The organism is Acidovorax sp. SUPP1855, assembly GCF_030158955.1.
In the GTDB taxonomy this organism is placed as follows: Bacteria; Pseudomonadota; Gammaproteobacteria; order Burkholderiales; family Burkholderiaceae_C; genus Paracidovorax.
On sequence record NZ_BQXI01000015.1, the window covers coordinates 106,275 to 117,459 of the forward strand.

The 11,185-nt window shown below is 64.8% G+C and carries 7 protein-coding genes; 6 read left to right on the top strand and 1 reads right to left on the bottom strand.

Annotated features, from left to right (window positions below):
• Positions 1–19: 19 nt before the first annotated feature.
• Positions 20–1,306 (bottom strand): cyclic di-GMP phosphodiesterase, encoded by a 1,287-nt coding sequence (locus AVMA1855_RS14840; RefSeq protein WP_284426288.1) that lies wholly within the window; start codon positions 1,304–1,306, stop codon positions 20–22.
• Between the two features lie 124 nt (positions 1,307–1,430).
• On the opposite strand from AVMA1855_RS14840, the gene recG reads away from it, so the two are divergent.
• From recG to AVMA1855_RS14870, 6 genes are all read left to right on the top strand, one after another.
• The gene (gene recG / locus AVMA1855_RS14845) at positions 1,431–3,635 is read left to right on the top strand and encodes an ATP-dependent DNA helicase RecG (RefSeq protein ID WP_284426289.1); all 2,205 of its coding nucleotides are present in this window, start codon (positions 1,431–1,433) and stop codon (positions 3,633–3,635) included.
• Between the two features lie 123 nt (positions 3,636–3,758).
• On the top strand, positions 3,759–7,430 hold the full coding sequence (locus AVMA1855_RS14850) for a DUF6531 domain-containing protein (protein ID WP_284426290.1): 3,672 nt from the start codon (positions 3,759–3,761) through the stop codon (positions 7,428–7,430).
• A 26-nt stretch (positions 7,431–7,456) separates the two neighbouring features.
• Complete coding sequence (locus AVMA1855_RS14855) at positions 7,457–8,500, top strand: RHS repeat-associated core domain-containing protein (protein ID WP_284426291.1); 1,044 nt, start codon at positions 7,457–7,459, stop codon at positions 8,498–8,500.
• 11 nt (positions 8,501–8,511) lie between these two features.
• On the top strand, positions 8,512–9,015 hold the full coding sequence (locus AVMA1855_RS14860; RefSeq protein ID WP_284426292.1) for an Imm21 family immunity protein: 504 nt from the start codon (positions 8,512–8,514) through the stop codon (positions 9,013–9,015).
• 620 nt (positions 9,016–9,635) lie between these two features.
• Entirely contained in the window at positions 9,636–10,688 is a 1,053-nt protein-coding gene (locus AVMA1855_RS14865; RefSeq protein WP_284426293.1) for an RHS repeat-associated core domain-containing protein, read from the top strand.
• Entirely contained in the window at positions 10,685–11,062 is a 378-nt protein-coding gene (locus AVMA1855_RS14870; protein WP_284426294.1) for a hypothetical protein, read from the top strand. Before AVMA1855_RS14865 ends, AVMA1855_RS14870 begins: the two co-directional genes overlap by 4 nt.
• The last annotated feature ends 123 nt before the right edge of the window (positions 11,063–11,185 follow it).

The following is an 11,185-nucleotide window of genomic DNA, read 5'->3' on the forward strand; positions in this document are numbered from 1 at the left end:
TCGCGTCAGGGCCGGGGCGTCAGCGCGGCACCGACGGCATGCCGGTCCACAGCTCGTTCAGGTCCGGAAAGCGCCATTTGTCCGGGTCTTCGCGGGCCACGATCTTCTCCGGGCAGCCGGGCTGGGCCAGGTCGATGATCTCGGGCGCAATGCGCAGGTCGGACTTGGTGGAGAAGAACACCTTCACGCGCGGCGACACCAGCGAGGCGGCCTGCTCCATCACCACGCCGATGCGCCCCGAGGTCAGCCGCACGAGCGAGCCCACGGGGTAGATGCCGATGCTCTTCACGAAGGCCTGGAACAGGCGGGGGTCGAAGTGCCCGTTGGTCCACTCGGCCATGCGCCGCAGCGATTCGGCCGGGTCCCAGCCGCGCTTGTAGGGCCGGTCGGAGGTGACGGCGTCGTACACGTCGCAGATCGAGGCCATGCGCGCGGTCAGGCTGATCTGCTCGGCCGGCAGGCGGTGCGGGTAGCCCGAGCCGTCCATCTTCTCGTGGTGGTGCAGGCAGGCGTCCAGCACCTCGTCCTCCACGCCGCCCCCGCATTCCAGCAGCATGCGGTAGCCGTGCTCGGAATGGCTGCGCACGATGTCGAATTCCTCGTCGGTGAGCTTGCCGGGCTTGTTCAGCACCGCCAGCGGGATGGCCGCCTTGCCGATGTCGTGCATCAGTCCGGCCAGGCCGGAGGTGCGGATGCGCGCGGCGTCCAGGCCGATCTGGCGCCCCAGGGCCACCATCAGCGCGCACACCGCCACCGAATGCATGTAGGTGTAGTCGTCCGCCGTCTTCAGCCGCGCCAGGCTGATGAGCGCCGACGGGTGGCGGGTGATCGAATCGGAGATTTCCTGCACCAGGCTGCGCGCATCGCTGGAATCCACCGCGCGGCCCATGCGGGCCTCGTGGAACATCGAGGACACGGCCTGGCGGGCGTGGTGGCAGATCGACGCCGCATGGCCCAGCTCTTCGGCCATGGTGGTGGGGGCGAGCGAGCGGATGCGAGGCGACGGGGCGGGCGGCGGAGCGGGCGGGATCTTCAGGTCCGGCATCTCCTGCAGCTGGCTGAAGTCGGTATCGAGGCGGGCCTCGGCCTCTTCGGGCGAGGTGGTGGCCACATCGGAGGCCACGTCCAGCCCCTTGGAAACGTCGATCCAGACCTCGGCGATGGTGGTGCCGTGGATGCGTGCCAGGTCCGCCGGGTCTTGGAGCACGAAGCCGGTGCGCCAGAACGGGTGGTCCATCCAGGAGCCACAGAACTGGTGCAGGTACATGCCCAGGGCAAGATGTTGGACGCTGATTCGCTTGAGCATGGGACCAGTGGATAACGCGGGTGCGTCCGCAAAAAACGCCGAACGACGGCGCTGGCATGTTAGCCTTTTCTGCCCATGCCGGTTTCCTCTTGTTGCGCATTGTTTGCGCCCGCTTCCCCTTCCCATGACCGACCGTAGCGCCGCCGCCACTGCCGCCGCCGGTTCCGCGGGCGCGCCCGGGCGTGCGGGGCCCCCCAGCCCCTCCGGGGCCCGGCCCGTCCCCAGCCCTGCCCAGAAGGCCCTGCAGAAGCTGGGGCTGGTGCGCGACATCGACCTGGCCCTGCACCTGCCCCTGCGCTACGAGGACGAAACCCGCATCACCCCCCTGCGCAACGCCCGGGACGGCGACACCGTGCAGATCGAGGCCACCGTCGTCTCCAGCGAGGTGCAGCCGCGCCCCCGCCGCCAGTTGCTGGTGCAGGTGGACGACGGCACCGGCACGTGCGAACTGCGGTTCTTCAGCTTCTACCCCTCCCACCAGAAGACCCTGGCCGTGGGCGCGCGCCTGCGCATCCGGGGGGAGGTCAAGGGCGGCTTCTGGGGCCGACAGATGCTGCACCCGGCCTTTCGCACGGCCAGCGGCGACCTGCCGGCCGCGCTCACCCCGGTCTACCCGACCGTGGCGCAACTGCCCCAGGCCTACCTGCGCCGCGCCATCGTGAGCGCCCTGCAGCGCGTGGAGCTGTCCGAGACGCTGCCGCCCGGCGTGGAGCCGCCGGTGGGCCGTGTGCCCGGCCAAAACGGCCTGGCGCCGGGGTGGAATCTGCGGCAGGCGCTCACTTTTTTGCACCACCCGGCGCCCGACGTGGCCATCGCCACCCTGGAGGACCACAGCCACCCCGCCTGGCAGCGGCTCAAGGCCGAGGAACTGCTGGCCCAGCAGCTGTCCCAGCAGCAGTCCAAGCGCGAACGTGCCCGGCTGCGCGCGCCGGTGCTGCAGGCGCCGCCGCCCGGCGACGGCGGCCTGACGCTGGCCGAGCAACTGCTGGCCGTGCTGCCCTTCGGCCTCACGGGCGCCCAGCGCCGCGTGGGCGAGGAAATCGCCCGCGACCTGGGCCGCTCCGTGCCCATGCACCGCCTGCTGCAGGGCGACGTGGGCTCGGGCAAGACCGTGGTGGCCGCCCTGGCCGCCGCCGTGTGCATCGACGCGGGCTGGCAGTGCGCGCTGATGGCCCCCACCGAAATCCTGGCCGAGCAGCACTTCGCCAAGCTCGTCGGCTGGCTGGAGCCCCTGCTGGCCGCGCGCGGCCAGCGCGTGGCCTGGCTCGTCGGCGGGCAGAAGAAGAAAGAGCGCGCCGCCATGCTGGCCCTGGTGGAGAGCGGCGAGGCCGCGCTGGTGGTCGGCACCCATGCCGTGATCCAGGAGCAGGTGCGCTTTCGGTGCCTGGCCCTGGCCGTGATCGACGAGCAGCACCGGTTCGGCGTGGCGCAGCGCCTGGCGCTGCGGCAAAAGCTCGAAGGGCAGGGCATGGAGCCGCACATGCTCATGATGAGCGCCACGCCCATTCCGCGCACCCTGTCCATGAGCTACTACGCCGACCTGGACGTCTCCACCATCGACGAGCTGCCCCCCGGGCGCACCCCCATCGTCACCAAGCTCATCGCGGACAGCCGCAAGGACGAGGTCATCGAGCGCATCGCCGCCCAGGTCGCCTCGGGCCGGCAGGTGTACTGGGTGTGCCCGCTGATCGAGGAAAGCGAGGCGCTGGACCTGTCCAACGCCACCGCCACCCATGCCGAGCTGAGCGAGGCCCTGCAAGGCGGCATCGCCGCAGGCCAGGCGCCCGTGCAGGTGGGCCTGCTGCACTCGCGCATGCCCAGCGCCGAGAAGAAGGCCGTCATGGCGCTCTTCACCAGCGGCGCCATGGGCGTGCTGGTCAGCACCACCGTGATCGAGGTGGGCGTGGACGTGCCCAATGCCTCGCTCATGGTCATCGAGCACTCCGAGCGGTTCGGCCTCTCCCAATTGCACCAGTTGCGCGGGCGCGTGGGGCGGGGCGCGGCAGCCTCGGCCTGCGTGCTGCTGTACTCCACCAACGACAGCGGGCGGCTGGGCGAGACCGCCCGCGAACGCCTCAAGGCCATGGCCGAGACCAACGACGGCTTCGAGATCGCCCGGCGTGACCTGGACATCCGCGGCCCGGGCGAATTCCTGGGCGCCCGCCAGTCCGGCGCGCCGCTGCTGCGCTTTGCCGACCTGGCCACCGACACCCTGCTGCTGGAGTGGGCGAGGGAGCTGGCACCGCACATGCTCGACCGGTTTCCCGCCCTGGCCGAGCGGCATGTGATGCGGTGGCTGGGCGGGAAGTCGGATTATCTGAAGGCGTGAAGACAAAAGGCCTGGCGCATTTTCAAGGCAAGTCGCGAGTAATGTAACTCTTTGTATCTTGATGTTCGAGTTTCTGCACAGTCGATAAAATGCGTAACTCAAGATCAAATGGGAGAGGGATTCATGAGGGTTGTATGGGCCGCCTGCATCGCATTGCAGGCCATGGGTTATTGGGGCGTGGCGGAGGCAGGGGGGATCGACAGGAGCAAGCCGTTTGGGTATGGCATCGCCGTAGAGGCCCCGCTGGCGCCCGTGATGCGCTACACGGTCCTGTCCAGCACGGTGGCGGGCGTATGCGGCGCGTTGCCAGCCGGATATGGGCCGACCCAGTTTTGCGCGCGGTCCAGCTATGGACGCAATTTCTGTACAGGGATTCCTTACCTGGGCCCCGATCCTTGCGAGAACGTGGATGGATTTGGCCCCAGCATCATGCCCATCTGCAACCGTCCCAAGAACGAGCACCCCGAATACCTCTACAACCCGGCGGGCTGGACCGAAAGCCGGCCCAAATATGACCGGGACACCGACCAGTTCTCCTGCGTCTGCCTGAGCGCCTACCGAGGTGATGTGCGCGACTCCGAAATCAGCGGCTGGTGCGGCCCCAAGCAATTGATCGACCCCGATCCGCCACCACCGCCCCCGCCGCCTCCCCCACCGCCGCCACCTCCTCCCCCACCCCCGCCGCCCCTGCCGCCGCCCCCACCCCCAGTGCCGCCGCCCGGCGACGGCTACCGGGGTGTCTCCGTGTTCCCTGGCGGGCAGGACGGCATGTGCGTGGGCGACCCCGTCATTCCCGCCACCGGAGAGAATTTCCAGGAGATCGTGGACCACCAGGACCCGTGGGGAGGCAGCCTGGACTTCGTGCGCATCTACCGCAGCCACTGGGCGCTGGACTCCGCCCGCGCCAGCCGGGGCTTCGGCCGCCAGTGGGGGCACAACCACGCCATCAGCCTGCGGGTGTCCGAGGGCGTTGCGACCGTCCTCTTCGGCAACGGCGAGGAGCGGGGCTTTCAGCGCGCGGGCGCCCAGCAGGACTGGGTGGGCGAGCAGCGCAGCGACACGCTGGCCCAGGCCGATGGCCTGTGGCGCTTTCGGAACGCCAGCGACGACACCGTGCTCACCTTCGACAGCGCGGGCAAGCTCCTGAGCCGCAGGGCGCGCAATGGCTGGGTCACCACCTACGGGTACACCTACGGGCGCCTGACCACCATCACCAACGCCTTCGGCAAGACCCTCACCCTCGTCTGGGGCGACCGGCTGATCGAGCAGATCATCACGCCGGACTACCAAACCACCACCTACCGGTACAGCTACCAGGACGGCGTGGGCGACCGGCTGGTGTCGTCGCGCCTGCAGGACCAGTACCAGAAGACCTACCTGTACGAAGACACCGGCAACCCGTTCCTGCTGACCGCCATCGTCGATGAGAACGGCAGCCGTTTCGCCCAGTTCAGCTACGACGCGCTGGGCCGCACGCTCAAGGCCGCGCATGCGGGCGACGCCCTGGCGCACCAGTTCGACTACACCGACATCGCCTCGGGCCAGGTCGGCGTGAAGGACCCGCTCGGCCAGACCCGCCGGTACGGCTACACCGTGCAGAACAAGGCGCTGGCCGTCACCAGTGCCTCGTCGGCGCCGGGGCTGGCCTACCCGCCGGTCAACCGCCGGGTGCAGAACGCCGCCGGCCTTGTCACGGCGGAGGTGGACTTCGCCGGCCGCCAGACCACCTACGAATGGGACAACGACCGCCAGTTGCCCCTGCTGGCCACCCACGCCAAGGGCACCGCGCAGGAGCGCCGGGTCGCCACGCAGTGGCACCCCACCTACCGCCTGCCGGTCAAAGTCACCGATGGCCACCGCGTCACCGAATACACCTACGACGCGGACGGCAACGTCCTCACCGAGCGGGTGTACGACGCTAGCCTGCCCGACGGCGCAGCCCGTGCCGCCATCCGCCGATGGGAATACCAGGGCGGCCTGGTCACCGCCGAAATCGATGCCCTGGGCGTGCGGCGCACATACACCTACCACAGCAACACGCCCTTGGTGTTCGAATCCACCGACCCGTTCGGGCGGCGCACCAACCACAGCTACAGCGATGGCCGCCTGGAGGGCAAGCACCTGCCCAACGGCCTGGAAATCCAGTACACCTATGGCCGCAACCCCTGGGGCCTGCTCAACTACGCCAGCGCGCTGGGGCTCAGCTGGAACTACGAGTACAACGCCATCGGCAAGCTGTCGCGCACGACGCAGCCGGACGGCTACCAGATCGACTACGCCTACGACAGCGCGCACCGGCTGGCCTCGTGGAAGGACAACCGGGGCGCCTCGGGAAGTTATGGGTACGACCTGTTCAACAACGTCATCCTGCAGGAAGTCAAAGACGCCGCGGGCCAGACCGTGTGGCGCCAGGAGCGGGGCATCAACGCCGCCAACCAGCTGGAAACCGTCAAGGCAGGCAGCCAGGTGGACCGCTACGCCTACGGCCCCAACGGCGAGCGCCTCGCCGCCGAGAACGCCCTGGGCCAGCGCTACCGGTACGCCACCGACCCCCTGGGCCGCGTCGAGCAAATCACCGACCCCCTGGGCAAGGTCGCCTCTCTGTCCTATGACGGGCTGGGCGCGGTGCAGGGCGCAAAGGACTTCGCGGGCGTGGCCACTACCTATGCCAACGACATCCGGGGCAACGCCACGCGGGAGACCTCGGCCGACAGCGGCGCGGCCAACGTGCAATACGACGCACTGGGGCGCCCCACGCAGTTGAGCGATGCGCTGGGCCGCACCACCGGGCTCACGCGGGACGCGGCGGGGCGCTTGACGCGCATCCTCTTCAAGGACGGCAAGCAAAGCGTGTGGCGGTACGACCTCACCGGCGCCAGCTACAACGCCCCCGGCACGCCGCAGGCCAGCATCGGGTCCTTGAGCGAAATCCAGGACGCGGGCGTCACCACGCGCTGGCAGCGCGACCCGCTGGGCCGGGTCACCGCCCGCACCCAGGTGCTGGCCAACGGCGACAGCCGCACCCTGGCCCAGGCCTATGTGCCGGCGGGGCCGGAAGGCGCCCGCAATGGCGGAGCCGGGCAGATCGCCACCCTCACCTACGCGAGCGGCAAGAAGCTGCAGTACCAGTACGACGCCACGGGCCAGCTCACCGGGCTGCAATGGAACGGCCAGCCGCTGCTCACCGCCATCACCTGGAACCCGCTGGGCCAGCCCACCGGCTGGAAGTGGCCGGCCTTCGGACCCGCGCCCGGCCTGACCGAGCAGCGCAGCTACACCCTGGCGGGCCAGTTGGCCGCCAGCCGGCTGCTGCCGCAGCTGGCCTGGGACAGCGCCGGGCGCCTGGCCCAGATGCAGCAGCGGCACGCCTTGCGCGGCGCCACGGGTGCGCAGCAGGCCGTGATCACCAGCGCCAACACCTACGACGCCACGGGCCGGCTCACCGCCAGTGCCCACAGCGCGCCGGCCGGCCTCACGCTACCCCCGGGCAGCGCGTTGAGCGACACCCTGGGCGCCAATGCCAGCGGCTATGCGTGGGACGCCAACGGCAACCGAAGCCAGAGCCACTACAGCAGCACCACAGCGGCGGGCACGGCCACGCTCAAGCGCAGCTACGTCGCCGTCAGCGGCAGCAACCGGCTGCAGAACTACACGCAGACGTTCACGCCTGCCAGCGGCAGCGCGCAAAACAGCACCGTGGCCTACAGCCACGACGCCACCGGCGCGCTCATCAGGAAGGGCGACAACTACCTGCACTACGGCAGCGACGGCCCCGCATCGCCAAAACCGGCCTGAACGCCGACCCGGCGAATGCCCTGGCCGTGAGCTACACGTACAACGCCCTGAGCCAGCGCGTGTTCAAGAGCGATGCGCGGCTGTCCGGGGCCAACAACCCGGCCATCACCCAGCAGACGGTCTATGCGGAGGACGGCATCGGCAGCACCGTGCTGGGCCAGTACGGCAACCGCAGGAGCAGCAACAGCGCCGCGCCGGCCGGGGAGATGGACAGCACGGAGGTCATCTACCTGCCCACGGCCAGCGGGCCGATGCCGGTGGCCGCGCAGATCAATGGCAGGCTGTATGCCATCGATGCGGACCATCTGAACACGCCCCGGCGCCTGACCAACACGCAGGGCCAGGTGGTGTGGCAATGGCTCATCACGGGGTTTGGAGAGGCGAACCCGACGACCGGCGCCACGGGCTATGCGCAGAGTGGGCAAGGTGCCACCAGCTATAGCGAAGCGGTGAAGTTCGACCTGCGGTATCCGGGGCAGGTGTGGGATGAAGAGACGGGACTGGCGTACAACCTGAACCGGTACTACGACCGGGAGGGAGGGCGGTACATCCAGGCCGATCCGATCGGGCTGGATGGGGGGTGGAACCGGTTCTTGTATGTGGGAGGAAATCCGGCCTCCTATAGCGACCCGCAGGGTCTGCAAACTGTTACATGGGGCCCAGCACTGCCGGTAATCGCAGTTGGCTGTGCATTAACACCTGGTTGCCGTTCTGCGTTGCTGGAGAGTTGTGGGCGTGCTCTCAATGATTTAAGCGACTGGATGTTCTCTGATAGCAGAGGTAAGAATACGCTTGAACCTGGTCCTAATGCAGGTGATTCGATTCCTGCACGTGGCCCTGGACGCGATTTCACCCCCGGAGAGCGAGACGCGATTAATGACATTGGTGATCGGCTAGGTTGTCACACTTGCGGTGGTGATAGCCCAGGAACTAGAACGGGTAATTGGGTTCCAGACCACCAACCTCCAAATGCTTTAAATCCAGATGATGGACCGCAACGCTTGTATCCTCACTGTTTAAACTGTAGTAGGACTCAGGGTGGACAAATCCGGGGTAGACAGCCAAGATAACGGAGAATCGCATGATTAATAAATGGGTAAACACTAATGGTGGACCGTTGGTTGGAGCTTCTGAAAATGTAATTTCTAACTGGAAAGGAGTAGATGGCAGTTCTTCTGACGCTGCGGAGAGTGACTATGATCGGGCATGCTCTGTAATCGATTTTCTTGGAGTTGTTGATTGCGGTGGGTTTCCTGTTATCGTTTTTGGTGATGAGCCTTTGCAATCAGCGTTTGTTCATTGCAATGATAATTTGGTTGTTAGGTGGGTTTCTTGCAAATCATATGAGATTGCTAATAAAGTACTTTTGGAAGTGCCTGTGCAGCTTCCTCAACTACAGGAAAAGCTGTCTTACTCGCAAAGGGATAACGTTTTTAAGTTTTTTGATTCTGTTTTTGACGGAGCAGAGGATAGAGAAGGGGGGGAATTTGACCTTTCGCAAGGTGACTATATTTTGACAACGGAGTTGTATAAAGAAGACGATCAATATGAGTTTATTGTTCATCGATTTAAAGAGATAGATTAAAATAAATGATGAATTAATGGTTTAAATATTGCATTCTATTTTTTGCTATATTTTTATCCTTGAAAGCTGATGCGGGGGTTTGAACGGTTCCCTTGAGGGGGAGGGGACGGCTACCGCCGTCCCAGTTCTTACGGCTAAGGGGGGAATCCATGGGCAGCCAACGCAGCCCCTTGAATCCATATCCTGTCCGTCGCAGGCAAGTTTCGATCAAGTCGTCTTATTTGCTATATATTTTGTAGCGCGGTCGGCATAATTCACTAGGGCGTGGGGCCTGGTTGGCTTCATCCCCCGCCCTAACCTCAAACAGAAGGGATTCATGAGGATCTTGTTCGGCAACGGTGAGGAGCGGGGCTTTCAGCGCGCGGGCGACCAGCAGGGTTGGGTGGGCGACCAGCGCAGCGACACGCTGGCTCAGGCCGATGGCCTGTGGCGCTTTCGAAACGCCAGCGACGACACGGTGCTCACCTTCGACAGCGTGGGCAAGCTCCTGAGCCGCACGGCGCGCAACGGCTGGGTCACCACCTACGGGCGCCTGACCACCATTACCAACGCCTTCGGCAAGACCCTCACCCTCGTCTGGGGCGACCGGCCTGAATGCCGACCCGGCGAATGCCCTGGCCGTGAGCTACACGTACAACGCCCTGAGCCAGCGCGTGTTCAAGAGCGATGCGCGGCTGTCCGGGGCCAACAACCCGGCCATCACCCAGCAGACGGTCTGTGCCGAAGACGGCATCGGCAGCACCGTGCTGGGCCAGTACGGCAACCGCAGGAGCAGCAACAGCGCCGCGCCGGCCGGGGAGATGGACAGCACGGAGGTCATCTACCTGCCCACGGCCAGCGGGCCGATGCCGGTGGCCGCGCAGATCAATGGCAGGCTGTATGCCATCGATGCGGACCATCTGAACACGCCCCGGCGCCTGACCAACACGCAGGGCCAGGTGGTGTGGCAATGGCTCATCACGGGGTTCGGAGAGGCGAACCCGACGACCGGCGCCACGGGCTACGCGCAGAGTGGGCAAGGCAGCGCCAACTATGCGGAAGCCATCAAATTCGACCTGCGGTATCCGGGGCAGGTGTGGGATGAAGAGACGGGACTGGCGTACAACCTGAACCGGTACTACGACCGGGAGGGAGGGCGGTACATCCAGGCTGATCCGATTGGGTTGGAGGGGGGGTGGAACCGCTACCTCTATGCAGGTGGCACGCCAACGAATCTCGTCGATCCTTCTGGATTGGCCAGCGTGATGCCGGGCGGAGGGCTGGCAGATTCTCCGTTGCTGGACAACGGGTCAAGTTGCTCGCCGATGTTTCAGCAGCCGCGTGTGGATGATGGGGGGTGTATTGCTACGAGTGGCGGGCCGAGTATTTGCATTGGCCCAGGGTCTATTAAAGGAGTGGGCAATAATTTAAGTGGACTTACTAAAGAGCAACTTAAATCTTTGATTGGCCCAGAGCAGACGCAACTACTTCGTAATGTGTTTGGCTCGGGAATTTCCGGCGCAAATAATTCGATGAGCAATTTATCTAGACCCGTTGGCTTGACGGATGAAGCTCTGTCTGCTTATAGGGAGTTGGCTCTGCGTGCCATTAATTCGTATGAGCAAACGGGCAATGCAGCTGGAGCTGCTTTGCAGCGCCTGAGGTTGGATATATTGAATAGGATCGCTAAATGAATTATTTTTTATTGCCACCGGGAAATGGTGGGCCAACTGGAGACCCTCAAAATTTTGGCTGGCTTCCTGAGGCTGAGATATCTCTGGGGGGGGTTTTTTACGATCACATTCTTTCCGACGATGGAACGCTTGTTGGTGTGCGATATTGGATGAGTCCGGGCGTGGCGTTTGATCAGCATCCGGTTTTTAGTCAATATATTGCAGATGGGCGATGCAGTTTCAATATTGAGGGGGGATATGTTGATATTGTTTTTGATGAAAAATACGCGAAAGATTTACATGCAGGTTTGCTGAAAATAGATAATGTTCAGGATTTTGGAGGCGAGTGGGTCGTGGCGAAAGCCGGCTCGCTTGGTGTTGTTTTTAGCCTTTAGGGAACCTCTCAAAACCCATCCGGTCCCTTGTTGATCGAGAACGCGTGCTCCATCCTTTGCCATGATCACTCCCCGTAGCGCCCTGAAGTTCGACCTGTTCGCTGAGGCCTCGCGCCAACACAA

Excerpts from the sequence above, each read along its gene's own strand:
- AVMA1855_RS14840 (WP_284426288.1), bottom strand. The coding sequence starts at position 1,306 with ATGCTCAAGCGAATCAGCGTCCAACATCTTGCCCTGGGCATGTACCTG.
- recG (WP_284426289.1), top strand. The coding sequence starts at position 1,431 with ATGACCGACCGTAGCGCCGCCGCCACTGCCGCCGCCGGTTCCGCGGGC.
- AVMA1855_RS14850 (WP_284426290.1), top strand. The coding sequence starts at position 3,759 with ATGAGGGTTGTATGGGCCGCCTGCATCGCATTGCAGGCCATGGGTTAT.
- AVMA1855_RS14860 (WP_284426292.1), top strand. The coding sequence starts at position 8,512 with ATGATTAATAAATGGGTAAACACTAATGGTGGACCGTTGGTTGGAGCT.
- AVMA1855_RS14870 (WP_284426294.1), top strand. The coding sequence starts at position 10,685 with ATGAATTATTTTTTATTGCCACCGGGAAATGGTGGGCCAACTGGAGAC.